This is a genomic window from Arthrobacter sp. FW305-BF8, from assembly GCF_021789315.1.
Classification (GTDB): Bacteria; Actinomycetota; Actinomycetes; order Actinomycetales; family Micrococcaceae; genus Arthrobacter.
On sequence record NZ_CP084561.1, the window covers coordinates 2,534,580 to 2,559,432 of the forward strand.

At 66.3% G+C, this 24,853-nt stretch carries 21 protein-coding genes; 16 read left to right on the plus strand and 5 right to left on the minus strand.

The annotated features are described in order from the left end of the window. The first annotated feature begins 6 nt into the window (after window positions 1-6). The 16 genes from LFT45_RS11215 (at window position 7) to LFT45_RS11290 (ending at window position 18,771) form a co-directional block, all read left to right on the plus strand. Complete coding sequence (locus LFT45_RS11215) at window positions 7-1,800, plus strand: ABC transporter ATP-binding protein (protein ID WP_236803287.1); 1,794 nt, start codon at window positions 7-9, stop codon at window positions 1,798-1,800. Window positions 1,801-1,813: 13 nt separating this feature from the next. Continuing rightward, on the plus strand, window positions 1,814-3,673 hold the full coding sequence (locus LFT45_RS11220; RefSeq protein WP_236809300.1) for an ABC transporter ATP-binding protein: 1,860 nt from the start codon (window positions 1,814-1,816) through the stop codon (window positions 3,671-3,673). After that, window positions 3,670-4,050: a GntR family transcriptional regulator gene (locus LFT45_RS11225; RefSeq protein WP_190603133.1), complete on the plus strand. Its 381-nt coding sequence runs from the start codon at window positions 3,670-3,672 to the stop codon at window positions 4,048-4,050. The genes LFT45_RS11220 and LFT45_RS11225 overlap by 4 nt, the downstream gene beginning before the upstream one ends. A 59-nt stretch (window positions 4,051-4,109) precedes the next feature. Further along, on the plus strand, window positions 4,110-7,031 hold the full coding sequence (uvrA, locus tag LFT45_RS11230) for an excinuclease ABC subunit UvrA (protein WP_236803288.1): 2,922 nt from the start codon (window positions 4,110-4,112) through the stop codon (window positions 7,029-7,031). A 191-nt stretch (window positions 7,032-7,222) separates the two neighbouring features. Next, the gene (locus LFT45_RS11235) at window positions 7,223-7,939 is read left to right on the plus strand and encodes an HAD hydrolase-like protein (RefSeq protein ID WP_236803289.1); all 717 of its coding nucleotides are present in this window, start codon (window positions 7,223-7,225) and stop codon (window positions 7,937-7,939) included. Next, window positions 7,926-8,594, plus strand: coding sequence for a lysophospholipid acyltransferase family protein (locus LFT45_RS11240; RefSeq protein ID WP_236803290.1), 669 nt, complete (start codon window positions 7,926-7,928; stop codon window positions 8,592-8,594). The genes LFT45_RS11235 and LFT45_RS11240 overlap by 14 nt, the downstream gene beginning before the upstream one ends. 59 nt (window positions 8,595-8,653) lie before the next feature. Then, window positions 8,654-10,711 carry an excinuclease ABC subunit UvrC gene (gene uvrC / locus LFT45_RS11245; protein WP_236803291.1) on the plus strand — a complete coding sequence of 686 codons (2,058 nt, stop codon included), beginning with the start codon at window positions 8,654-8,656 and terminating at the stop codon, window positions 10,709-10,711. A gap of 113 nt (window positions 10,712-10,824) precedes the next feature. Beyond that, on the plus strand, window positions 10,825-11,748 hold the full coding sequence (gene rapZ, locus LFT45_RS11250; RefSeq protein ID WP_236803292.1) for an RNase adapter RapZ: 924 nt from the start codon (window positions 10,825-10,827) through the stop codon (window positions 11,746-11,748). Further along, the gene (locus LFT45_RS11255; RefSeq protein WP_236803293.1) at window positions 11,748-12,761 is read left to right on the plus strand and encodes a gluconeogenesis factor YvcK family protein; all 1,014 of its coding nucleotides are present in this window, start codon (window positions 11,748-11,750) and stop codon (window positions 12,759-12,761) included. Before rapZ ends, LFT45_RS11255 begins: the two co-directional genes overlap by 1 nt. 10 nt (window positions 12,762-12,771) lie before the next feature. After that, the gene (gene whiA / locus LFT45_RS11260) at window positions 12,772-13,752 is read left to right on the plus strand and encodes a DNA-binding protein WhiA (protein ID WP_003805560.1); all 981 of its coding nucleotides are present in this window, start codon (window positions 12,772-12,774) and stop codon (window positions 13,750-13,752) included. Between the two features lie 133 nt (window positions 13,753-13,885). Beyond that, on the plus strand, window positions 13,886-14,509 hold the full coding sequence (locus LFT45_RS11265; RefSeq protein ID WP_076803204.1) for a superoxide dismutase: 624 nt from the start codon (window positions 13,886-13,888) through the stop codon (window positions 14,507-14,509). A gap of 262 nt (window positions 14,510-14,771) precedes the next feature. Then, a complete protein-coding gene (gene gap / locus LFT45_RS11270; protein WP_102974296.1) occupies window positions 14,772-15,782 on the plus strand; it encodes a type I glyceraldehyde-3-phosphate dehydrogenase in 1,011 nt (336 codons plus the stop codon). 10 nt (window positions 15,783-15,792) lie between these two features. Beyond that, on the plus strand, window positions 15,793-17,019 hold the full coding sequence (locus LFT45_RS11275; protein WP_236803294.1) for a phosphoglycerate kinase: 1,227 nt from the start codon (window positions 15,793-15,795) through the stop codon (window positions 17,017-17,019). A gap of 96 nt (window positions 17,020-17,115) precedes the next feature. Further along, the gene (gene tpiA, locus LFT45_RS11280; RefSeq protein ID WP_236803295.1) at window positions 17,116-17,931 is read left to right on the plus strand and encodes a triose-phosphate isomerase; all 816 of its coding nucleotides are present in this window, start codon (window positions 17,116-17,118) and stop codon (window positions 17,929-17,931) included. Between the two features lie 49 nt (window positions 17,932-17,980). Then, window positions 17,981-18,238 (plus strand): preprotein translocase subunit SecG, encoded by a 258-nt coding sequence (gene secG / locus LFT45_RS11285; RefSeq protein WP_003805565.1) that lies wholly within the window; start codon window positions 17,981-17,983, stop codon window positions 18,236-18,238. 155 nt (window positions 18,239-18,393) lie between these two features. Then, window positions 18,394-18,771: an RNA polymerase-binding protein RbpA gene (locus LFT45_RS11290; RefSeq protein WP_236803296.1), complete on the plus strand. Its 378-nt coding sequence runs from the start codon at window positions 18,394-18,396 to the stop codon at window positions 18,769-18,771. Here the strand turns inward: LFT45_RS11290 and pgl are convergent. From pgl to tal, 5 genes are read right to left on the minus strand one after another with little or no spacing between them, the layout of a single operon-like run. Then, window positions 18,742-19,560 (minus strand): 6-phosphogluconolactonase, encoded by an 819-nt coding sequence (gene pgl / locus LFT45_RS11295; RefSeq protein WP_236803297.1) that lies wholly within the window; start codon window positions 19,558-19,560, stop codon window positions 18,742-18,744. The genes LFT45_RS11290 and pgl overlap by 30 nt on opposite strands. Beyond that, window positions 19,550-20,491 (minus strand): glucose-6-phosphate dehydrogenase assembly protein OpcA, encoded by a 942-nt coding sequence (locus LFT45_RS11300; RefSeq protein WP_236803298.1) that lies wholly within the window; start codon window positions 20,489-20,491, stop codon window positions 19,550-19,552. Before LFT45_RS11300 ends, pgl begins: the two co-directional genes overlap by 11 nt. After that, entirely contained in the window at window positions 20,488-22,062 is a 1,575-nt protein-coding gene (gene zwf / locus LFT45_RS11305; RefSeq protein ID WP_236803299.1) for a glucose-6-phosphate dehydrogenase, read from the minus strand. Before zwf ends, LFT45_RS11300 begins: the two co-directional genes overlap by 4 nt. A 15-nt stretch (window positions 22,063-22,077) precedes the next feature. Beyond that, window positions 22,078-23,712: a glucose-6-phosphate isomerase gene (locus LFT45_RS11310; RefSeq protein WP_236803300.1), complete on the minus strand. Its 1,635-nt coding sequence runs from the start codon at window positions 23,710-23,712 to the stop codon at window positions 22,078-22,080. 6 nt (window positions 23,713-23,718) lie between these two features. Next, window positions 23,719-24,837 carry a transaldolase gene (gene tal, locus LFT45_RS11315; RefSeq protein WP_236803301.1) on the minus strand — a complete coding sequence of 373 codons (1,119 nt, stop codon included), beginning with the start codon at window positions 24,835-24,837 and terminating at the stop codon, window positions 23,719-23,721. Between the last annotated feature and the right edge of the window lie 16 nt (window positions 24,838-24,853).

Here is a 24,853-nt window from a genome sequence, read left to right on the forward strand (position 1 = left end):
GGCGCGGTGCTTTTCGGCCTGATGCTCCGCCTCCTGGGCGAACACCGGACGGCTGTCTGGGCGATCATCGCGCTGCAGGTGGTGCAGACCGCGGGAAACCTGCTGTTGCCGACGCTGAACGCGAGCATCATCGACGACGGGATCCTCGCCAACCAGCCCGGAGTAATCCTGGGGCTCGGCGGCTGGATGATGGTGCTCACCGCTTTGCAGGCTGCAGCCGCCCTGGGCGCCGGGTACCTGGGGGCCGACGTCGCCATGAAGATCGGCCACCGCCTGCGGCGCGAGCTGTTCTCCCAGGTCCAGGCCATGTCGTCCCAGGAGATCGGGACGTTCGGCACGGCCAGCCTTGTCACCAGGTCCACCAACGACGTCCAGCAAATCCAGACGTTCGCGGTCCTGGTTTTCACCATGCTCGCAGCGGCGCCCGTCATGGGCATCGGCGGAATCATCCTGGCGGTCCAGCAAAATGCGGCCCTGTCCGCCGTCGTCATTGTCATAGTCCCGCTGCTAGTGCTCATCATGTACCTGATCGTGCGCCGCCTCATCCCGCTCTACCGGACGGGGCAGGCACTCATCGACGGCGTCACCCGGATCCTCCGCGAACAGATTATCGGCGTCAACGTCATCCGCGGCTTCGTCCGGCAGAAGCACGAGGCGGCGCGCTTCGCGGAAGCGAACCGGAGGCTGACCCGAAACAACCTCCAGTCCGCCCTCCTGGTGGCCGGCATGCTGCCGATGATCATGATCGTGGTGAACCTCTCCTCGGTGGCCGTGGTCTGGTTCGGCGGCCACCTGATCATCAGCGGCAGCATGGAGGTGGGCGCCCTCACGGCCTTCATCGCCTACATCCTGCAGATCCTGCTGGCCATCATGATGGCCATGTACGTACTCAGCACCGCACCGCGCGCGGCCGTCTGCGCCGAACGGATCCAGGATGTGCTGGATGTGACCCCGGCTCTGGGCGTGCCCGCCCCGGAACGCACCGGGACGCGTCCCGCGGCCGCGGTGCAGGCCCCGCCGGAGCCCGGCGCCCCGGGCGGCGGCGCCCGGTCCGCCGGCGGGGGAGTGGAATTCAGCCACGTCTGGTTCGCCTACCCCGGGGCGGAGTCCCCCGTCCTGGCGGACATCTCCTTTACCGCGGTCCCGGGCACCACCACCGCCATCATCGGTGCCACCGGCAGCGGCAAGACCACGCTGCTGAATCTCTTGCCGCGGTTCCTGAATGCCACCTCCGGCGAAGTCCGGCTGGGGGGAGTCGACGTCAGGACCCTGCCCGCCGGCCGGCTGCGGGAGCGGATCTCAGTGGTGCCGCAGCACTCCTATCTCTTCTCGGGCACCGTGGCGAGCAATCTGCGGATGGGCGCGCCGGAGGCCACCGAGGACGAGCTGTGGCAGGCTCTGCAGCTGGCGCAGGCCGAGGACTTCGTGCGCGGGCTCCAGGACGGCCTCCATGCAGCCGTCGCCCAGGGCGGGGCCGGGCTTTCGGGCGGGCAGCGGCAGCGTCTCTGCATCGCCCGCGCCATGCTCCGCGCCGCGGACCTCTACATCTTTGATGACAGTTTTTCCGCCCTGGACTATGCCACTGAGGCCGCGGTCCGGGAGGCAATGGCGCCCGCGCTGGAAGCAGCCACGGTAATCATGGTGGCCGAACGCATTCCCACCATCATGGGCGCGGACCGCATTCTGGTGCTGGAGGATGGCCGGCTGGTTGCCCAGGGGACCCACGCCGAACTGCTGGAATCGTCGTCCACCTACCGGGAGATCGCCGAATCCCAGCTGGCCCTTGATGAGCAGCCGTGAGCAGCGGGCGGCCATGAAGGGCACCCACGCGGCCAGGCGCACCACCGGCACTTTCCTGCCGGCCGCCAAACGCCTGCTGGGCCTGCTGCGCCCGTCCGGAGGCAGGATGGTCCTGGCCGTCGCGGCCACCTGCGGCTTCGCCGCCCTCAATGTGGCGGCTCCCAAGCTCCTGGGCGACGCCACCGACGTCGTTGTCGACGGCTTCATGCATGCGACGTTCGACGCCGGCAAACTTGCCATGCTGCTCGGCGTGGTCTCGCTGATGTACGTCGGGACGTCCGTCTTCAACTGGGTCCAGGGCGCGCTGACCGCCCAGGCGGTGCAGCGGCTGGTCTTCGGCCTCCGCGCCGCCGTCGAGGACAAACTGCACCGGCTGCCGTCGGCGCACTTCCACGAACAGGCCAGGGGCGATGTCCTCAGCCGGGCCACCAACGACGTCGACAACATCTCCCAGGCACTCAATCAGCTGCTCACGCAGCTGATCATGTCCGTGCTGATGCTGTGCGGCTCGCTGGCCATGATGCTGTGGATCTCGCCGCTGCTGGCCGCCATCGCCCTGGTGTCCGTTCCCGTGTCCACGCTGATTACGGTGTTCATGGCACGGCAGTCCCAGACCTATTTCTCGGCCCAGTGGGCGTCCACCGGGGAGCTGAATGCCCACGTCGAGGAGTTCATCACCGGACACGAAGTGATCAAGGCGTTCGGGCAGCAGGACACGGCGGCGGCCATCTTCGGCCGCGGCAACGACCGGCTGGCCCGCGCCAGCGCGCGCGCCCAGTTCGTCTCGGGAGCCGTGCAGCCGCTCATGGTCTTCGTAGCCAACCTCAACTACGTGGCCGTGGCCGTCGTGGGCGCCCTGCAGGTGGCGGCCGGGGTAATGACCATCGGCGGCATTCAGGCGTTCATCCAGTTCAGCCGCCTGTTCACCCAGCCAATGGGGCAGATTGGCGGCATGCTCACGCTCATGCAGTCCTGCGCGGCCTCGGCTGAGCGGGTCTTCGCCCTGCTCGACGAGCCTGAGGTTCCACGCGAGGACGGCGTTCCGGCCCGCCAGGACAGCCTGCGCGGCCGGATTGACTTCGAGGACGTCACCTTCGCGTACACCCCGGGAGTGCCGGCCGCCAGCGGGCTGTCCTTCTCCGTCCTGCCGGGCCAGACAGTGGCCATCGTGGGCCACACGGGCGCGGGCAAGACCACCGTGGTGAACCTCCTCATGCGCTTCTATGAACTGGACTCGGGCCGGATCACGATTGATGGCACGGACATCTCCACGGTCCCCGTGGACTCGCTGCGGTCCAACTTCGCCGTGGTCATGCAGGACGTCTGGCTGTTCAGCGGGACCGTGCGCGAAAACATCGAATACGGCTCCCCGGGGGCGGATGATGACCGTATCCTGGCCGCGGCCGAGGCCAGCCACGTGGACCATTTCGTCAGGTCGCTGCCCGCCGGCTACGGCACGGTCCTGGGAGACGACGGCGATTCGCTGAGCCAGGGCCAGCGGCAACTGATCACGATCGCCCGGGCCCGGCTCGCCGACCGGAGCGTCCTGATCCTGGACGAGGCAACGAGTTCCGTGGACACCCGGACCGAGATGCAGATTAAGCTCGCAATGAACCGGCTGCGGCACGGCAAGACGAGCTTCATCATTGCGCACAGGTTGTCCACCGTGCGCGACGCTGATCTAATTCTGGTCATGGATCACGGACGCATTGTTGAACAGGGAACGCACAGCAGCCTGCTGTCCGTGGACGGCCATTACAGGCACCTGTATGAGGCGCAGTTCCGCGGGGTGGACCGCGAGCTCGGCGCCATCCGCCGGCACCGCGGCAGGCACGCCGCCGGCCGGCAGCGCTACCGGGAGTCAGGCCTGTGACCGCCGGCCATACCTTCCCGGGGCAGTGGAAACCGAACACCGGCAGCTCCGTGGCCCTCTTCGAGCAGCTGAGGCTGCACGTGATCGAGCAGGCGGACCAGGGGAAGCTTGCTCCCGGCACGCGGCTGCCGGCGGTGCGGAGCCTCGCCGAAACCCTCGGCGTCGCACCCCACACGGTGGCGCGGGCCTATAAGGAACTGGAAGCTGCGGGCGTCGTCGCCACCAAGGGGCGCAACGGAACGGTGGTCTGCGCCCGCGACGAGCGGTGGGGGACGTTGTCGGAGGCAGCCGCAGACTATGCCGCGGCCGCCAAATCACAGGGCGCAACGTTCGCCCAGGCGGTCCACCTGCTGGCTGCCGCTTACGACGCCGAGTAGCGGCGTGGCATAGCACACCCGCGTTTATATTCGAAGAAGTTTTCGACTAGCATTAGTGGGTGCCTAAAGCCGTAGCTGAAGAAACCGCTGTCGCCCCCTCCGCCGTCGTCCCCCTGAACCCCGCCAAACCGGCGCGTCCGGATCTTTCCCGGCTGGTGGTCAAGGGCGCCCGTGAGCACAACCTCCGCAACGTCGACCTCGACCTGCCGCGTGACGCCATGATCGTCTTCACCGGCCTGTCCGGTTCGGGAAAGTCCTCGCTCGCCTTCGACACCATTTTCGCCGAGGGCCAGCGCCGCTACGTCGAATCGCTCTCGGCCTACGCCCGGCAATTCCTGGGCCAGGTGGACAAGCCCGACGTCGACTTCATCGAGGGCCTGTCGCCTGCGGTCTCGATCGACCAGAAGTCCACGAGCAAAAACCCCCGCTCCACGGTGGGCACCATCACCGAAATTTACGACTACATGCGCCTCCTGTGGGCAAGGGTGGGCCGTCCGCACTGCCCCGTCTGCGGTGAACCCGTCATGAAGCAGACCCCGCAGCAGATCGTGGACCAGCTGCTCGAACTCGAGGACGGGACCCGCTTCCAGATCCTCGCTCCGGTGGTACGCGGCCGCAAGGGTGAGTTCGTGGACCTCTTCAAGGAGCTGACGGCGAAGGGCTATTCCCGCGCCCGGGTCGACGGCGACCTCGTCCAGCTGAGCGATCCGCCCAAGCTCGGCAAGCAGTTCAAGCACACCATCGAGGTGGTGGTGGACCGGCTCGTGGTCAAGGAGGGCATCCGGCAGCGGCTGACGGACTCCATCGAAACGGCACTCGGCCTGGCCGAGGGGCGCGTGCTGGCCGACTTCGTCGACCTTGATGCTGACGACGCGCACCGCACGCGGGCCTTCTCGGAAAACCTGGCCTGCCCCAACGAGCATCCCCTGGCCATCGATGAAATTGAGCCCAGGTCCTTCTCGTTCAACAACCCGTTCGGTGCCTGCTCGGCCTGCAGCGGCATCGGCACCCGGCTGGAAGTGGACGAGGAACTGATCATTCCGAATCCGGAGCTTGCGCTGGAGGACGGGGCGATCGCGCCGTGGTCCCTGGGCACCGCGACCACCGAGTACTGGAACCGGCTGCTCGGGGGGCTCGCCAAGGAGCTCGGATTCTCCATGACCACGCCGTGGCAGGACCTTCCCACGGACATTCGGCAGACCGTGCTGCACGGCAAGGACCACAAGGTGGTGGTCCAGTACCGCAACCGGTTCGGCCGGGAGCGCAAGTACAGCACCGGCTTCGAAGGCGTGGTGCAGTACGTGCACCGCAAGCACACCGAAACCGAGTCCGACTCCGCCCGGGACCGCTACGAGGAGTACATGCGGCAGATCCCCTGCCCCGCCTGCAACGGCGCCCGGCTGAACCCGGCGTCGCTCTCGGTTCTCATCAACGGTAAGTCCATCGCCGACGTCGCGCGGCTGCCCATGCGCGAATGCGCGGCATTCCTGGACAACCTCGTGCTGACCGGCCGTGAGGCGCAGATCGCCCATCAGGTCCTCAAGGAGATCCAGGCCCGCCTCACCTTCCTGCTGGACGTGGGCCTGGAGTACCTGAACCTGGAACGCCCCTCCGGTACCCTCTCCGGCGGCGAGGCTCAGCGCATCCGGCTGGCCACCCAGATCGGCTCGGGCCTTGTGGGCGTGCTGTATGTCCTGGACGAGCCGTCCATCGGTTTGCACCAGCGGGACAACCGGCGCCTGATCGAAACCCTGACCCGGCTCCGGGACCTGGGCAACACCCTCATCGTGGTCGAACACGACGAGGACACCATCCACGAGGCCGACTGGATCGTGGATATCGGCCCGGGAGCGGGCGAGCACGGCGGACAGGTGGTCCACTCCGGGTCCTACAAAGCACTCTTGGAGAACACGAAGTCCCTTACCGGGGACTATCTCTCCGGCAGGAAGCGCATCGACATCCCCAAGAAGCGGCGCAAGTACGACAAGAAGCGCGAGCTGAAGGTCGTCGGCGCCCGCGAGAACAACCTGGTCAACGTTGATGCGGCCTTCCCGCTGGGCCTGTTTACCGCGGTGACCGGCGTCAGCGGCTCGGGCAAGTCCACCCTGGTCAACGAGATCCTGTACAAGGTGCTGGCCAACAAGCTCAACGGCGCCAAGCAGGTGGCCGGCCGGCACAAGACTGTCCAGGGCCTCGAGCACCTGGACAAGGTGGTGCACGTCGACCAGAGCCCGATCGGCCGTACGCCGCGCTCCAACCCGGCCACGTACACGGGCGTGTTCGACCACATCCGGAAGCTCTTCGCCGAGACCACGGAGGCGAAGGTCCGCGGCTACCTCCCGGGACGGTTCTCCTTCAACGTCAAGGGCGGCCGGTGCGAAGCCTGCTCCGGTGACGGCACGCTGAAGATCGAGATGAACTTCCTGCCTGATGTTTATGTTCCCTGTGAGGTCTGCCACGGTGCGCGGTACAACCGGGAGACCCTCGAGGTGCACTACAAGGGCAAGACCATCGCCGACGTGCTGAACATGCCCATTGAGGAGGGAGCCGAATTTTTCGCTGCTTTCTCCCCGATTGCCCGCCACCTCAAGACACTCGTGGACGTCGGCCTCGGATACGTCCGGCTGGGCCAGCCCGCCACCACGCTGTCCGGCGGCGAAGCGCAGCGCGTCAAGCTCGCGGCCGAACTCCAGAAGCGGTCCAACGGGCGGAGCGTCTACGTCCTGGACGAGCCCACTACCGGGCTGCACTTCGAGGACATCCGGAAGCTGCTGATGGTGCTGCAGGGCCTGGTCGAGAAGGGCAACACGGTCATCACCATCGAGCACAACCTCGACGTCATCAAGAGCGCCGACTGGATCGTTGACCTTGGCCCTGACGGAGGCTCCGGCGGTGGCCGGATCATTGCTTCGGGTACCCCGGAGCAGGTGTCCAAGTCCTCGGAAAGCCACACGGCGAAGTTCCTGGCCGAAATCCTCTGACGCAACGGCGGGCCACCAGAACAACTGGCGGGCCGCCGTCGTAAGCGTTTCATTGGAGTTTTTGTCCGGATAATGGCAGCTGAACGCCTCGGAAGTCACGATACGTGGACAAAAACTCCAATTACGGGCGGGAGTATTCCACGGAGGGCATACGAGTTTGAGCCGGCGTGCCATCGTGAGAAACTAAGCCGGTGACTTCAACAACAGTGCCCGTGATCTTCGACCTGGACGGCACTCTTGTCGATCCGGCCGGCGGGATAACAGACGGAATTGCCGCGGCCCTCACGGAACACGGCCTTCCTGTCCCCAGCCAGGACCTTCTAGACGCGATGGTGGGTCCCAAGCTGAGCGACTCGCTGCTGAACGTCGCGGCCGTTCCGCCAGCCATGCTCAAGGCTGTCATCCGGACGTACCGTATGCATTACCTCGACGCCGGCATTTCCCAGAGCCGCCTGTACCCAGGCATCGTTGACCTGCTGGATAGCTACGTGGATGCAGGGCGGCCTGTCGCGGTGGCGACGCAAAAGCCGGAAGGCTTGGCCCACATCGTGCTTGAGCACCACAAGATCGCCGGCCGGTTCCGCGCCATCAGGGGGTCAGCCGCAGACGAGTCCGCGGCCGCAGCGGGTCCCGTCGGCAAGACCGGCATCATCGCCGCTGCCATGACGGACCTCGGCACGCAGCACGCCGTGATGGTGGGTGACCGCGCGCAGGATGTGGCAGGAGCGCTGGCCAACGGACTCGACTGCATCGGCGTTAGCTGGGGTTTTGCGCCCGACGGCGAACTGGAGGCAGCGGGTGCTGTGGCTGTGGTGCACGATGCGGCCGGCCTGCGTGCCAAGGTCGAGGAGCTGGAGAACGTCCGGGCCGCAGCCCTGAGCGAGGTGCGCAACGATGGAGCTGTTTGACGGCGTCCGCTGGACGACGCGGACCCTCATCTCCGGCAGCTGCCGGCCAACTGTTATCGGGCTGGAGAACGTGCCCAAGAGCGGGCCGTTTATTGTGGCGCCGAACCACCTCTCCTTTCTGGACAGCGTGATTGTCCAGGCGCTCATGCCCCGGCCCGTCGCGTTCTTTGCCAAGGCGGAGTACTTCACCACCAAGGGCATCAAGGGCCGCGTGATGAAGTCCTTCTTCGAGGCAGTCGGCTCCATTCCGGTCGAACGCGGGGAACAGGCCGCGAGCGTGCAGGCCCTCAGGACACTGCTGGACATCCTTGAGGACGGCAGGGGCATCGGCATTTACCCCGAGGGCACCCGGTCGCGCGATGGAATCCTGTACCGCGGCCGGACCGGCGTCGGCTGGCTGGCCCTCACCACCGGCGCCCCGGTGATCCCGGTGGGACTGATCGGCACCGAGAAGCTGCAGCCCGCTGGCCGCAACGCGGTGAAACCCCAGCACTTCATCATGAAGGTGGGGGAGCCGATCTACTTCGACAAGACCGGCCCGGACCATTCCCTCCCCGCCCGGCGCCAGGTGACCGACCGGATCATGGACGCCATTGCTGAGCTCAGCGGCCAAGAGCGCTCCACCAGCTACAACCAGAGCAAGGTCATCGAGTAGTCGGGCTGCCCAAGAAGCCGGCGGCAATTCGCAGCCCCTCAGCTCAGTAGACTGGAACCGTGGCAGATCCATCAAGTTATAGACCCCAGACGGGTGAGATTCCGACCAATCCGGGTGTTTACAGGTTCAGGGATCCCCATGGGCGGGTTATCTACGTCGGCAAGGCCAAGAACCTCCGGTCACGCCTGAACTCGTACTTCGCGAACCCGGCAGGGCTGCTGCCCAAAACCCACGCCATGGTGCACGCGGCCAGCAGCGTCGAGTGGACGGTTGTGGGCAGCGAGCTGGAATCCCTCCAGCTGGAATACACCTGGATCAAGGAATTCAAGCCGCGGTTCAACGTGGTTTTCCGGGACGACAAGACGTATCCCTACCTCGCCGTCACCATGGGCGAGAAGCTGCCGCGCGTACAGGTCATGCGCGGCGAGCGGCGGAAGGGCACGCGGTACTTCGGGCCCTACACGGCCGGCGCCATCCGCGAAACCATGGACACCCTGCTGCGGGTCTTTCCCGTGCGCAGCTGCAGTGCTGGCGTGCTGAAGCGTGCCCAGGCAAGCGGCCGGCCCTGCCTGCTGGGCTACATCGACAAATGCTCGGCCCCCTGCGTCGGCCGCGTCACCCCCGAGGAACACCGCGCCCTGGCGGAGGACTTCTGCGCCTTCATGGGAGGCGAGGCCAAGCGGTTCATCGCCCGGCTCGAAAAGGAGATGGGGGCCGCCGTCGCCACCCTTGACTACGAACGCGCCGCCCGGCTGCGTGACGACATCACCGCCCTCCGGAAGGTCTTCGAGCGGAACGCCGTGGTCCTGGCCGAGGACACCGACGCCGACGTTTTCGCCCTGCACGAGGACGAGCTCGAGGCGGCCGTCCAGGTGTTCCACGTCCGGGGCGGACGGGTCCGCGGACAGCGCGGCTGGGTGGTCGAGAAGGTGGAGGACTTCACCACCCCCGACCTCGTCGAGCACCTCCTCCAGCAGGTTTACGGCGAAGATGCCGAGATCCAGGGCCGGCTTCCCCGCGAGGTGCTGGTGCCTGTCGAGCCGAGCAATGCGCAGGACCTGGCGGTGTGGCTCGGCGGCCTCCGGGGCGCCAAGGTGGATATCCGGGTTCCGCAGCGCGGGGACAAGGCGGCCCTCATGTCCACGGTCCGCGAGAACGCCGAACACGCACTGCGGCTCCACAAGACCCGCCGCGCCGGCGACCTGACCGTCCGGTCACAGGCGCTGCAGGAACTGCAGGAGGCGCTGGAGCTCCCCGTTCCGCTGCTGCGCATCGAATGCTACGACGTCTCCCACGTCCAGGGCACCAACGTGGTGGCCTCCATGGTGGTTGTGGAGGACGGGCTGCCCAAGAAGTCGGACTACCGCAAGTTCTCCATCACCGGTGCCGCGGCCACGGACGACACGGCAGCGATGCACGATGTCCTGACGCGGCGTTTCCGGCACTATCTCGTGGACAAGACCGCCCAGATTGAAGCCGCCGAGCTGGTCGCGACGCCGGCTGGTCCGGCCATCCCGGCATCCGTTGGCACCGGACCGGCACCGGCCTCCACAGGGACCGGGGACGCCGCGCTGTCCGACACCACCACGCCCGCGCCGAAGGCCAAGTTCGCCTACCCGCCCAACCTCGTGGTGGTGGACGGCGGCAAGCCCCAGGTGAACGCGGCAGCCCGGGCACTGGAGGCGCTGGGCGTCGACGACGTCTACGTCGTCGGGCTCGCGAAGCGCCTCGAGGAGGTCTGGCTTCCGGACAGCGACTTTCCGGTCATCCTGCCCCGCTCCTCGCAGGGCCTCTACATGCTGCAGCGCATCCGCGACGAAGCGCACCGCTTCGCCATCTCGTTCCACCGGCAAAAGCGCGGCAAGGCGATGACCGTCTCAGCCCTCGACGGCGTGCCCGGGCTGGGCGACTCCAAGCGGAAGGCCCTGCTTGCCCACTTTGGATCGGTCAAGAAGATCAAGGCGGCATCGGCGGCGGAACTGACCGCTGCGAAGGGTGTCGGGCCGGCCCTGGCCGCGGCCATCGTCACCCACTTCAGTCCCGGCGGCGCGGGCGGCGACTCGGACGAGTCCGTTCCGGCGATCAACATGACCACCGGGGAAGTGCTGGAAACTTAGCCCGCGCCCCGAAACTTGGTTAGGGTAAGTACGGGAAATCGGCGTGTGCCGCAAACAGCAACCCGCTCAGAAACTGCGCGCGGGAAGCAACAGCAGGAATGAGGCTGGAATCAATGGCAGAGTCGACGGCGGAGTCCAGCACGGAAGAGGACGGCCTGACACCGGTCAAGCCCGCCGAAGCGGAACTGCTCATCGTGACCGGAATGTCCGGCGCAGGCCGCAGCACCGCCTCCGATGCGCTGGAGGACCACGGCTGGTACGTCGTCGAAAACCTGCCGCCGCAGATGCTGGGGACCCTGGCTGAACTCGTGTCCCACGCCCCGCAGTCCATTCCCAAACTTGCCGTGGTGATGGACGTGCGCAGCAAGGCGCTGTTCGCCGACATCCGCGCCGCGCTCCGTGCCCTCGAAGCCAGCGGCGTCACCTTCCGGGTGCTGTTCCTCGATGCCAGCGACGACGTCCTGGTCCGCCGCTTCGAACAGGGCCGGCGCCCGCACCCGCTGCAGGGCGGCGGCAGGATCCTGGACGGCATCGCCGCGGAACGCGAACTCCTCAAGGAGCTGCGCGACTCCTCGGACCTCGTCCTGGACACCTCGTCCCTGAACGTGCACGGGCTCGCCACCGCGATCACCGAATTGTTCACCGAGACCGGCCCCATCGCGATCCGCCTGAACATCATGAGCTTCGGCTTCAAATACGGCCTTCCCGTGGACGCCAACTATGTGGCCGACGTCCGGTTCATTCCCAATCCGCACTGGGTGCCGGCGCTCCGGCCGCACACCGGCCTCGACCAGGACGTCAGCGAGTACGTCCTCGGAGCCGAGGGCGTGCCGAACTTCGTGGAGCGCTACGTGCTCGCGCTGGAACCTGTCCTGGAGGGCTACCGCCGGGAGAACAAGCACTACGCCACCATCGCCGTCGGATGCACCGGCGGGAAGCACCGCTCGGTGGCGGTCGCCATGGAGCTCTCCAAGCGGCTCGCGCAATATCCGCGCGTGACCGTGACTACGACGCACCGGGACCTGGGCCGCGAGTAATGGGGGTTCTTACCGGCCCGCTGCCTTTGATTCCGCCGGCCGGCCTGACCGGTTCCCAACAGGACAAGGGACCCAACGTCGTCGCGCTCGGCGGCGGCCACGGCCTTTCGGCCTCACTCTCGGCACTGCGTCTGCTTACTTCCGAATTGACCGCGGTGGTCACCGTGGCGGACGACGGCGGGTCCTCCGGCCGTCTCCGCGAGGAGTACGGCGTCCTTCCGCCCGGTGATCTCCGGATGGCCCTGTCCGCCCTATGCGATGACACGGACTGGGGCCGCACCTGGCGCGACGTCATGCAGCACCGGTTCCGGTCCGCCCGAGGCGGCGCCTCCCTGGACGAACACGCCATGGGAAACCTGCTGATCGTCACGCTCTGGGAACTGTTGGGGGACGCGGTGGCCGGCCTGAAATGGGCCGGTGCGCTGCTCGGCGCCCGCGGACAGGTTCTTCCCATGTCCACCGTTCCGCTCACTATCGAGGGCGATGTCCGCGTGACCGCCCCGGACGGCAGCAGCACCGTCACCACCATCACCGGGCAGGCCCGCTGCGCCGTGGCCGGTTCGCTGGAGAGCGTCCGGCTGCTTCCCGAGCAGGCTCCGGCCTGCGTTGAAGCCCTGACCGCGATCGAGCTTGCCGACTGGGTGGTGCTGGGCCCCGGCTCCTGGTACACCTCCGTGCTCCCGCATCTGCTGCTGCCGGAAATGCGCCAGGCACTCTGCGATACGCCGGCGAAGCGCTGCCTCACCATGAACCTCGCCATGGACACCAAGGAAACGTCCGGCATGTCCGCCGCCGACCACCTGCACGTGCTCCGCGACTACGCGCCGGAGTTCAGCGCGGATGTGGTGCTCGCGGACCCGGCCTCCGTTTCGGACCTGGCCGAGTTTAAGCGGGCAGCGGGGATGATCGGCGCCGAGGTTGTCTTGGGTAGAGTAGGGGCTTCGGGCCGGCGACCGGTCCATGACCCCTTGCGGCTGGCTACGGCCTACCAGGATATTTTCGGGAATAGTTAGGAAAGGTGCCATGGCACTGACAGCATCAGTCAAGGAAGAACTCTCCCGCCTGGATATCAAGAAATCATCAGTCCGCAAGGCTGAGGTCTCGGCCATGCTCCGCTTTGCCGGGGGATTGCACATCATCTCGGGCCGGATCGTCATCGAGGCCGAGGTCGATCTGGCCTCCACCGCCCGGCGCCTGCGCGCCGCGATCGCCGAGGTCTACGGGCACCAGAGCGAGATCATCGTCGTCTCCGGCAGCGGCCTGCGCCGCGGCAGCCGGTACGTGGTCCGCGTCGTCCGCGACGGCGAGGCGCTGGCCCGGCAGACCGGCCTCCTTGACGGCCGGGGACGGCCCGTGCGCGGGTTGCCATCCGTCGTCGTGAACGGCTCAGCCGCTGACGCCGAAGCGGTGTGGCGGGGCGCCTTCCTGGCGCACGGCTCACTCACAGAACCCGGCCGGTCCTCGTCCATGGAGGTCACCTGCCCCGGTCCGGAATCCGCCCTCGCGCTGGTAGGCGCAGCCCGGCGGCTGGGGATCCAGGCCAAGGCGCGGGAAGTCAGGGGAGTGGACCGCGTGGTGATCCGCGACGGCGACACCATCGCTGCGCTGCTTACCCGGATGGGGGCCCACGATGCACTCATGGTCTGGGAAGAGCGGCGCATGCGCAAGGAAGTGCGGGCCACCGCGAACCGGCTGGCCAACTTCGATGACGCCAACCTCCGCCGCTCCGCTCAGGCCGCCGTGGCCGCAGGCGCTCGGGTGGACCGGGCCTTGGAGATCCTCGGCGACGACGTCCCGGACCACCTCAAATACGCCGGCGAACTCCGGGTGGCCCACAAGCAGGCCAGCCTCGACGAACTTGGCCGGCTCGCGGATCCGCCCATGACGAAGGACGCCATTGCCGGGCGCATCCGCCGGCTGCTGGCCATGGCGGACAAACGCGCCTCAGATCTTGGCATCCCGGGCACGGATGCCAATGTGACGCCGGAAATGCTGGACGAGTAAACGGCGCCCATAGAATCAAGACCAGGTGGCGGCTGTTGCCGCCATCGGAGTTTTCCGGATGACCCGTCATCCGGGATGCACAATCCGAGAGTTAGCAAAACCGGACAAACTGTCCACGACATTGGAGGATTTTGTGACCGAGTACGTTCTGCCCGAACTCAGCTACGACTACGCAGCGCTCGAGCCCCACATCTCTGCACGGATCATGGAGCTGCACCACAGCAAGCACCACGCCGCGTACGTGACGGGCGCAAACAACGCGCTGGCCCAGCTGGCCGAGGCACGCGAAAAGGGCGACTTCGCCAACATCAACCGCCTTTCCAAGGACCTGGCCTTCCACACCGGCGGCCACGTCAACCACTCCGTGTTCTGGAACAATCTCTCCCCGGACGGAGGCGACAAGCCGGAAGGTGAGCTCGCCGCCGCCATCGACGACGCCTTCGGTTCGTTCGATGCCTTCCGCGCCCAGTTCTCCGCAGCTGCCCTCGGCCTGCAGGGTTCCGGTTGGGGCTTCCTGGCCTACGAGCCCATCGGTGGCAACCTCGTCATCGAGCAGCTCTACGACCAGCAGGGCAACGTCGCGCTGGGCACCACCCCGCTGCTGATGCTGGACATGTGGGAGCACGCCTTCTACCTGGACTACGTCAACGTCAAGGCCGACTACGTCAAGGCGTTCTGGAACATCGTCAACTGGGCCGACGTGTCCGCCCGCTTCGCCGCGGCACGCGCCAACGCAACGGGTCTCATCACCCTCTAAGTGTGACCCCGCGTACACAAAGCAGTAACAAACTTCACATTCGGCCACTTTAGGGCCAAATTCTGGACGGTCCGCCCCCGCACTTGCGGGGGCGGACCTACTTAAACGTAAGATGGATCACGGAAGGCGGTTAGCCTTCAGCAATGAGGCTGGTCGCCCTCCGATCTGAAAAATATCTCTGCCCAATGGCGTGCGGGATCTGTTAGTTGGCTTGAACGCCCGCTTAACTAGTTGTGCTTCCAAGGCACAAAGGAGACAAAAAGTGACCACCCGTATTGGTATCAACGGCTTCGGCCGCATCGGCCGCAACTACTTCCGCGCTGCACTTGCTCAGGGCGCGGACCTTGAGATCGTTGCCGTCAACGACCTCACTAGCCCTGAGGCTCTGGCCCACCTGCTCAAGTACGATTCCGTCGGCGGACGCCTGGCCGAGACCATCGAGGTCAAGGAAGGCAACCTCGTCGTCAACGGCAACGCCATCAAGGTTCTGGCCGAGCGTGACCCCGCCAACCTCCCCTGGAAGGACCTCGGCGTCGACATCGTCATCGAGTCCACCGGTTTCTTCACCAAGGCAGCTGCCGCCAAGAAGCACATCGAGGCCGGCGCCAAGAAGGTCCTGATCTCCGCTCCCGCCTCGGACGAGGACATCACCATCGTGATGGGCGTCAATGATGGCCTGTACGACCCCGAGAACCACCACATCATCTCCAACGCTTCCTGCACCACCAACTGCCTCGGCCCGCTGGCCAAGGTTGTCAACGACACCTTCGGCATCGAGCGTGGACTGATGACCACCGTGCACGCCTACACTGCCGACCAGAACCTGCAGGACGGCCCGCACAACGACCTCCGCCGTGCACGCGCCGCCGCCATCAACATGGTTCCCACCTCCACCGGCGCCGCCAAGGCCATCGGCCTGGTCCTGCCGGAGCTCAAGGGCAAGCTGGACGGCTACGCCATCCGCGTTCCGGTCCCCACCGGCTCCGCCACCGACCTCACCGTCACGGTCTCCCGCGAGACCACCGTCGAGGAAGTCAACGCCGCGCTCAAGAAGGCTGCAGAGTCCGATGAGTGGCAGGGCATCCTGACCTACACCGACGCCCCGATCGTCTCCTCGGACATCGTCGGTGACCCCGCCTCGTCCATCTTTGACTCCGGTTTGACCAAGGTTATTGGCAACCAGGTCAAGGTTGTTTCCTGGTATGACAACGAATGGGGCTACTCGAACCGCCTCGTTGACCTCACGGAGCTTGTCGCGGCAAAGCTGGGCTAGGGTTAGCTACATGACATCTCACACCCTCAACGAACTGATCGCTGAAGGTGTCCGCGGGCGGTACATTTTGGTTCGAAGTGACCTGAATGTGCCGCTCGACGGCTCTACAGTCACTGACGACGGCCGCATCCGGGCCTCACTGCCAGTGCTGGGAAAGCTCACGGACGCCGGTGCCCGCGTGCTGGTAACAGCCCACCTTGGCCGCCCCAAGGGCGCCCCTGAAGACAAGTACTCGCTCAAGCCGGCGGTTTCCCGCCTGGCCGAGCTGGCCTCCTTCCCTGTCTCCCTCGCGGAGGACACGGTAGGGTCCTCCGCCAAGGAGCAGGCAGCTGCGCTGCAGGACGGCCAGGTCCTGGTGCTCGAGAACGTGCGGTTCGACGCACGCGAGACCAGCAAGGACGAGGCCGAGCGTGGCGCTTTCGCCGACGAACTGGTGGGACTCACCGGTGACAACGGTGCTTTTGTGAACGACGCCTTTGGCGCCGTCCACCGCAAGCACGCCAGCGTTTACGACGTCGCCACCCGGCTCCCGTCGTATCTCGGCGACCTTGTGGGTACCGAGGTGGAGGTCCTCCGCAAGCTGACCGCAGACACCCAGCGTCCCTACGTTGTGGTCCTCGGAGGTTCGAAGGTTTCGGACAAGCTCGCGGTCATCGACAACCTGCTCGGCAAGGCCGACACCATCCTGGTGGGCGGCGGCATGCTGTTCACGTTCCTGGCAGCCGAGGGCCACAAGGTCGCCGGCAGCCTGCTGGAAGAGGACCAGATCCCGGTCGTCCAGGACTACCTCAAGCGCGCAGCCGACGCCGGCACGGAATTCGTGATCCCCACGGACGTCGTGGTGGCAGCCAAGTTCGCCGCCGACGCCGACCACGAAACGGTCAGCGCCGACGCCATCGAAGGCAGCAGCTTCGGTGCGCAGGGCATCGGCCTGGACATCGGACCCGAGTCCGCCAAGGCGTTCGCCGGGCAGATCATGGGCGCCAAGACGGTGTTCTGGAACGGCCCCATGGGCGTCTTCGAGTTCGAGGCGTTCTCTGCAGGCACCCGGGCCATCGCCCAGGCGCTGACGGAGACGGATGCGTTCACGGTTGTCGGCGGCGGCGACTCCGCGGCTGCGGTCCGCACCCTCGGCTTCGCCGATGACCAGTTCGGACACATTTCCACCGGCGGCGGCGCCAGCCTGGAATACCTTGAAGGCAAGGAACTTCCCGGCCTGAGCGTACTGGACCGCTAAAGACACACCAGCCGGCAGGGCACCTTTCGCACCGCGAAGGCGCCCTGCCGGCTGTTCACATGATCAGCATATTTGACCGGCACTTTTGGAGAACACGTGACTACGTCAACCAACGGCACCTTTGACCGCACGCCTTTAATCGCAGGCAACTGGAAGATGAACATGGACCACGTCCAGGGCATCACCCTCCTGCAGAAGCTGGCCTGGACACTGTCCGACGCCAAGCACGACTACAGCCGTGTGGAAGCCGCTGTCTTCCCGCCTTTCACCGACCTCCGCGGCGTGCAGACCCTCGTCCAGGGCGACGAACTCGACATCGCCTATGGCGGCCAGGACCTGTCCCAGTTCGACTCCGGTGCCTACACCGGGGACATCTCCGGCCAGTTCCTGAACAAGCTCGGCTGCAAGTACGTCCTGGTTGGCCACAGCGAACGCCGGACCGTCCATGCTGAGTCGGACGAAGTCCTGAATGCCAAGGTCAAAGCGGCCTACCGCCACAACCTCATCCCCGTCCTCTGCGTCGGGGAAGGCCTGGAGATACGCCAGGCCGGCACCCACGTCCAGCACACCCTGGACCAGCTCCGCGCCGACGTTGAAGGCCTCACCGCGGAGCAGGCGGCCCAGCTCGTCGTCGCCTATGAGCCCGTCTGGGCCATCGGCACAGGTGAGGTTGCAGGCCCGGAGGACGCCCAGGAAATGTGTGCGGCGATCCGTGCCAAGCTCACCGAACTGTTTGACGCCGATGTGGCCGGCAAGGTCCGCCTGCTGTACGGCGGTTCGGTCAAAGCCAGCAACGCTGCCGCCATCCTTAAGGAACGCGACGTTGACGGCGTGCTGGTGGGCGGCGCCAGCCTTGACCCCGCTGAGTTTGCTAATATTGTGAAGTTCGAGAGCCACCTCGTAGCGGACTAGTCCGTTCATCTGGCAGGCTCCCGCATCCACCAACTTTGGAAAGGCCGTCGTGGACGTTCTTCATGTGATTCTGCAGATCCTGCTGGGCATTACCAGCCTTCTGCTGACCCTGCTCATCCTGCTCCACAAGGGACGCGGCGGCGGCCTGTCGGACATGTTCGGCGGCGGAATGAGCTCGGGGCTGTCCTCGTCCGGCGTTGCTGAGCGCAACCTCAACAGGTTCACCATCATCCTCGGAGTCACCTGGGGCGTGGTCATCATCGCCCTCGGCCTCCTGATGCGCTTCACGGGTGTGGCTGACTCCTAACGCCCGAGGCAGCCGCCCAGCACTAAAAAGCCCGGCCCAATCAGGACCCGTTCCTGATTGGGCCGGGCTTTTTCCTGCCGTCAGGGGGAAGTCCGGACTAAACTGTGGCTATCGGATCTAACGGCAGCGCCGCCATTAGTAGCGAGGGAGTTCCCATGGTGCATTCCTCTTCAGGATTCCGCGGCACCCGCGTGGGTGTCATTCAAGGGGCCGGATTGAAGAACCAGGGGGATGATCCTCTCGGGGAGCCCCTGCCGCGTATTTGTGTCTCCTATTGGTGCGCCATGGGACACGAGACGCGGCCTGTTTTTCTTAAATTGCCGGACGACCAGATTCCGGATGTGTGGGACTGCCGACAGTGCGGCCGGCCGTCGACGCGCAACCCCGGCGCCGGCATGCCCGGCGAAGCCCAGGAAGAAGGCTTCAAGAGTCATCTGGATTACGTTAAAGAAAGACGCTCCAGCCAGGACGCCGAAGACGTCCTGGCTGGAGCGTTGCGGCGGCTAAGAGCCAGCCGGCGCCTTCCTGACTAGCTGCTCGGGCACGCGCGCGGCCGCGTTTTCGTCGATCAGCCACAGCGTCCGGGACCGGCCTGCCGGTCCGGCCGCTGGCACCTGCACGGGATTCGCTCCGGCCAGGGCCAGGCCCACCGCACCGGCCTTGTCCTCGCCTGCCACCACCATCCACACCTCGGCAGAGGTGTTGATGGCCGGCAGAGTCAGGGAGATCCGCTGGGGCGGCGGCTTGGGGGAGTTGCGGACCCCCACCACCGTCAGTTGCTTCTCGCGGATGCCGCCCTGTTCCGGGAACAGGGACGCCACGTGCGCGTCCGGGCCCACTCCCAGCAGGACGACGTCGAACCGGGGAAGCCGGCCCGGCTCCTCGGGGCGGCCGTCCGAAGCATCAGCGGCATGCTCGGCAGCTGCCGCATCACTGAGGCGTTGTGCGTAGTCCTCTGCAGCCTGTTCCGGCGTTTCGAAGTCATCCGTCGAGCCGGGCACGTGGACGCGCTCGGGATCAGCGTTGATGTGCTTCAGGAGTGCTTCCTGGGCCTGGAGCGCGTTGCGGTCCGGGTCCTGGGATCCGACGAAGCGTTCGTCGCCCCACCAGAAGTTCACTTTGGCCCAGTCCACCGCGGGGGCGGCGGGGGAGTCCGCTACTGCCTTCAGAGTTCCGATGCCCACCGTGCCTCCGGTAAGCACCACCGTTGCTTCACCGAACCGGTCCTGCACGTCCACGAGCTTGGTGATCAGTCGGGCCGCAATGGCGGCCATGAGTACGGAAGAGTCAGGATGGATGCTTACTCTGGGCTCAGCGCTCACTGGGACGGACACTCCTTAGATTGGTACGTGGCAGTCCAATAGTAATCACTTCGCCGAACACCTCGTCGGGGTCGAGGCGGCGGAGTTCTTCTGCGAGGCAGTCGCGGAGGCTGCGCCGCGGGAGGGAGATGCGTTGTGCGGGTTGGCCGGGTTGGGTGAGTTCGGCGATGGAGAGGCCGGGGCGGAAGAGTTGGACGTCGCCGCTGGTGCGGGTGAGCCGGACGCGGCGGATGCCGGTGCCGGCGGGGTCCGCGACGATGGTGACGGGGGCGTCCAGGGACAGGGTCAGCCAGGCTGCGAGCAGGATGGTGCTGGGTGAGTCCGAGGCGCCTTCGACCGCGACGGCGGTGACGGGTGAGGTGTCGGCCTGGTCCAGGACGGCGGCGAGTTGGATGCGCCAGTTCGTCAGCCGGGTCCAGGCGAGGTCGGTGTCGCCGGCTTTGTAGGTGTTCCGGATGTTTTCCAGTGCGACCTGGGGTTCGGCCTCGTTCGCGGAGTCGGTGATCCGGCGGTGCGCGATCCTCCCGATCGAGGTCTCAGACGCGTTTTTGGGGGCCCCGTGCGGCCACCAGGCCACGATCGGGGCGTCGGGCAGCAGCAGCGCGGCGACGAGGGATTCAGATTCCTCGGCGAGTTCCCCGAAGCCGCGCAGCACGATGACTTCCGAGGCGCCGGCGTCCCCGCCGACCCGGATCTGCGCGTCGAGCCGGTTCGGCGCGGACGAGCCCGCGTCGGCGAGCACGATGATCCGGCAGGGGTGTTCGCGGCTGGCCTCGTTCGCGGCCTCGATCGCTTCCTCTTCGAGCCCGGACTTGGTGACCACCACGAGGGTCAGGACCCGACCGAGCGCGATCACCCCGCCCTGCTCGCGCAGGGACTGGATCTTCTTGGACACCTTCGAGGTGGTGGTGTTGGGCAGGTCTACGATCATGGCCTTCTCCAGGTGCGTCCGTCGCGGGCTAGCAGCTCATCGGCCGAGGCCGGGCCCCAGCTGCCGGGCGCGTAGGGCTCGGGCTGTTCACCCAAACCGGCCCAGTATTCTTCGAAGGGGTCCAGGATCTTCCAGGACAGCTCCACTTCCTCGTGCCGCGGGAACAGCGGCGGCTCGCCCAGGAGCACGTCCAGGATCAGCCGCTCATACGCTTCCGGGGAGGACTCGGTGAACGAGTGCCCGTAGCCGAAGTCCATGGTCACATCCCGCACCTCCATCTGCGTGCCCGGGACCTTGGACCCGAACCGGATCGTGGCGCCCTCATCGGGCTGGACCCGGATCACCACCGCGTTCTGCCCGAAATCATCATCGCCGTGGCCGGCGCCCCCGTGAGTGCCGAAGAGCAGGTTCGGTGCGCGCTTGAACACCACCGCGATCTCCGTGACCCGGCGTCCGAGCCGTTTGCCGGCGCGCAGGTAGAACGGCACCCCGGCCCAGCGCCGGGTGTTGATGTCCACCCGGATCGCGGCGTAGGTTTCGGTTTTGGAGTCGGCCGGGATGCCCTCCTCCTCCAGATACCCCTGGACCTGCTCCCCGCCCTGCCAGCCACCGGCGAACTGGCCGCGGGCCGAATGGGTGGACAGGTCCTCGGGCAACCGCACCGCGGCGAGGACCTTTTCCTTCTCCGCCCGCAGGTCATCGGCGTTAAAGGAAATCGGTTCCTCCATCGCGGTCAGGGCGAGCAGCTGCAGCAGGTGGTTCTGGATCACGTCACGGGCCGCACCCACACCGTCGTAATACCCGGCCCGGCCGCCGGTACCGATGTCCTCGGCCATCGTGATCTGCACATGGTCCACGTAGTTCGCGTTCCACAACGGCTCGAACAGCTGGTTCGCGAAACGCAGCGCCAGGATGTTCTGCACAGTCTCCTTGCCCAGGTAATGATCGATCCGGAACACCGCGTCGGCCGGGAACACCGACTCCACAATGTCGTTCAGCTGCCGGGCCGAGTCCAGGTCATGCCCGAACGGCTTCTCAATCACCACCCGGCGCCACTTCCCGCCCCCGGCCTGCGCCAAACCATGCCTGGACAGCTGCCGGCAGACCTGCTCAAAGGCCTTCGGCGGGATCGAGAGGTAAAACGCGTGGTTGCCGCGGGTGCCCCGGACCTCGTCGAGTTCCTTGATCGTCTCCCCGAGCCGCTCAAACGCCGCATCGTCATCGAACGCGCCCTGCACGAACCGGATGCCCTCCGAGAGCTGGTTCCAGACCGCCTCATCAAAAGGCGTCCGGGCATACGCCTTCACCGCGTCCTTCACCTCCGCGGCGAAATCCTCGTTGTCCCAGTCCCGCCGGCCGAAACCGACCAAAGCGAAACTCGGCGGCAACAGGCCACGGTTGGCAAGGTCATACACGGCAGGCATGAGCTTCTTACGGGCAAGGTCCCCCGTCACTCCGAAAAGCACAAGCGAGGACGGCCCGGCAATCCGGTTCAACCGCCGGTCCCGAGGATCCCGCAAAGGATTCCCGGACCGGCCCGCTGACCTTCTGCCGTTCAAAGTATCTGGCATGGTTAATTCAGGGCCTTAGCTCTCAGTGGCGGACGTTGCCTTGCCGGCAAGCGACGAAACGATCTCCTGCAGCTGGGCAACGCCCGCTGCCCGGTCGGTGAGGTGCAGGCGCAGCACCGGCCGGCCGTGTTCGCTCAGTACCTGAGCGTCGCCGGCAGCCTGGGCCGTGATCAGCTCACCGAACGTGAACGGACGGTCCGGAATGGCGAGGTCCGTGGCAGACGCCGCTGTGACCTGCAGGAAGACACCGATCGCCGGGCCGCCCTTGTGGAACTGGCCGGTGGAGTGCAGGAACCGGGGCCCCCAGCCGAAGGTAACAGGCCGGCCGCTCACGGCGGCAAGTTCGTCCCGGACGCCCTCGAGCTGGGCGTAGGCCAGGCGGTCGAAGTAGGCCTGGACGCTCAGGTAGCCGTCGCTGCCCAGCTGTGCCAGCAACGCGGAGACCGCGTCGGTTGCTGAGCCGGCGTCGCCGAGCCATTCTCCGCCGCGGACCTCGATGGCACCGTCGGTAAAGTTGGCCGGCGTCGGTTCCGGCTGGGCGTCCAGCAGGCCACGGGCAGCCACCTTGGCGGCTTCCACGTCGGGCTGGTCAAACGGGTTGATGCCCAGGAGACGCCCGGCCACAGCGGTGGCGAACTCCCACACCATCATCTGCGAGGCGAGGCCGCCGGCAATGGCAACTTCGTTCTCGCCGAGTTCGACGTCGGCGTCCGTGCTGACGAGGCGGACCACCAGGACGTCTTCAGCGCCGGAAGTGACTTCCGGGGCGTCCGGGCCGGCGACAACCGGCAGGACGCCGGTGCCGAGCTTGCCCGTGGACTCAGCGATGAGCTGTTCGGCCCAGTCAGCGAATCCCACGATGCCGGAGCCGTCCTCCGCGATGACGATCTTGTCGCGCAGCGGGTTGGTGCCGCCCAGCGCGGCCCCCAGGACCAGCCCGATGTTCTCGGGAGCGTCCTCGTTCAGGATCTCCGCGGCTTCTTCAGCCTCGTCCAGCAGGGCTGCGATGTCCACGCCGGCCAGACCGGACGGGACGAGCCCGAAGGCCGTCAGCGCCGAGTAACGTCCGCCCACGTTCGGGTCCGCGTTGAAGACCGCACGGTAGCCGGCCTCGCGTGAGGCCTTGTCCAGCGGGGACCCGGGATCGGTGACCACGATGATCCGGCTCTTCGCATCGAGGCCGGCCTCCGTGAAGGCGTGCTCGAAGATCCGCCGCTGCGAATCGGTTTCCAGTGTTGAACCGGACTTCGAGGAAACCACGATGGCGGTTTCAGCGAGGCGGTCCGCGAGGGCAGCACCGACCTGTTCGGGGTCGGTGCTGTCCAGCACAGTCAGCTCGACGCCAGCGGTGCCGGCGATGACCTCAGGAGCAAGCGAGGAGCCGCCCATGCCGCAGAGGGCAATGCGGGTAACACCCTCCGCTTTCAGGGCATCGCGGAGCTCCAGGATGCCGTCCACCAGGGGCCGGGAGACGGTGGCCGCCTCGACCCAGCCGAGGCGGATGGCCGACTCGGCTTCCGCATCGGGACCCCACAGGGTGTGGTCCTTGGCGAAGATCCGGGTGGCGACGCGGTCTTCCACGAGGGCGGGCAGGTGCTGCTCAAGAGCCTTCCGGGCGGAACCGGTGGCGTCGTAGCTGAGTGTGCTCATGTTGGGTTAGGAAGCCTTCCGTGCGGTGGCGAGGGCGCCTTCGACGTCTGCCAGGAGTTCCTTCCAGCTGGCAACAAACTTGTCCAGGCCTTCGGATTCCAGCAGGGCAACGACCTCGTTGTAGGACACACCGAGGGCATCAAGGGCGTTGAGGGTGGCGTTCGCTTCATCGTAGCCGTTGGTGACGGTGTCGCCCGTGACCACGCCGTGGTCGAACGTGGCGTCCAGGGTCTTCTCCGGCATGGTGTTCACGACGTGAGGGGCAACGAGCTCGGTGACGTAGAGGGTGTCGGGGTAAGCCGGGTCCTTCACGCCGGTAGAAGCCCACAGCGGGCGCTGCGGCAGTGCGCCGGCTTCGGCCAGCACGGCCCAGCGCTCGGTGGAGAAGAGCTCCTCGTAGACCTGGTAGGCGAGGCGGGCATTGGCAACGCCGGCCTTGCCCTTGAGGGCCTTGGCTTCCTCGGTGCCGATCGCGTCCAGGCGCTTGTCGATTTCCGTGTCCACGCGGGAGACGAAGAAGGAGGCGACGGAGTGGATCTTGGACAGGTCGTGGCCGTTGTCCCTGGCCTGCTCCAGACCGCTCTGGAAGGCGTTGATGACGGCGCGGTAGCGCTCCAGCGAGAAGATCAGGGTCACGTTGACGCTGATGCCCTCGGCCAGGGTTGCCGTGATGGCTTCCAGGCCCTCCAGCGTGGCCGGGATCTTGATGTGCACGTTGTCGCGGTTGACCTTCTTGTAGAGGTGCTTCGCTTCGGCGATGGTGCCGGCGGTGTCCCACGCGAGTCGGGGGTCCACCTCGATGGAGACACGGCCGTCAACACCCTTGGTTGCCGCGGCAATCGGGGCGAAGAGGTCGCAGGCGTCGGCGACGTCCGTCGTCGTGATTTCGAAGATGGTCTCTTCGATGGAGGCGCCGGCAGCGGCCTGGGCCGCGATGGTGGCGTCGTAGTCCGTGCCGGAGGTGATGGCGGCGTGGAAGATGCTGGGGTTCGTGGTGACACCAACAACGTTCTTCTCTTCGATCAGCTTCTGCAGCGTTCCGGTCTTCAGACGGCCCCGGGAGAGGTCATCGAGCCAGATGGAAACGCCGGCGTCGGAAAGCTGCTGGGTGGGAGTGCTAGTCATTTCTAATCTCCTTGAA

Bases quoted from the DNA above. Each gene is read 5' to 3' on its own strand.
- LFT45_RS11290 (WP_236803296.1), top strand. From the start codon at position 18,394: ATGGTGCATTCCTCTTCAGGATTCCGCGGCACCCGCGTGGGTGTCATT.
- LFT45_RS11255 (WP_236803293.1), top strand. From the start codon at position 11,748: ATGGGGGTTCTTACCGGCCCGCTGCCTTTGATTCCGCCGGCCGGCCTG.
- LFT45_RS11310 (WP_236803300.1), bottom strand. From the start codon at position 23,712: ATGAGCACACTCAGCTACGACGCCACCGGTTCCGCCCGGAAGGCTCTT.
- whiA (WP_003805560.1), top strand. From the start codon at position 12,772: ATGGCACTGACAGCATCAGTCAAGGAAGAACTCTCCCGCCTGGATATC.
- LFT45_RS11300 (WP_236803298.1), bottom strand. From the start codon at position 20,491: ATGATCGTAGACCTGCCCAACACCACCACCTCGAAGGTGTCCAAGAAG.
- LFT45_RS11240 (WP_236803290.1), top strand. From the start codon at position 7,926: ATGGAGCTGTTTGACGGCGTCCGCTGGACGACGCGGACCCTCATCTCC.
- LFT45_RS11220 (WP_236809300.1), top strand. From the start codon at position 1,814: ATGAAGGGCACCCACGCGGCCAGGCGCACCACCGGCACTTTCCTGCCG.
- rapZ (WP_236803292.1), top strand. From the start codon at position 10,825: ATGGCAGAGTCGACGGCGGAGTCCAGCACGGAAGAGGACGGCCTGACA.
- LFT45_RS11275 (WP_236803294.1), top strand. From the start codon at position 15,793: ATGACATCTCACACCCTCAACGAACTGATCGCTGAAGGTGTCCGCGGG.
- zwf (WP_236803299.1), bottom strand. From the start codon at position 22,062: ATGCCAGATACTTTGAACGGCAGAAGGTCAGCGGGCCGGTCCGGGAAT.
- tal (WP_236803301.1), bottom strand. From the start codon at position 24,837: ATGACTAGCACTCCCACCCAGCAGCTTTCCGACGCCGGCGTTTCCATC.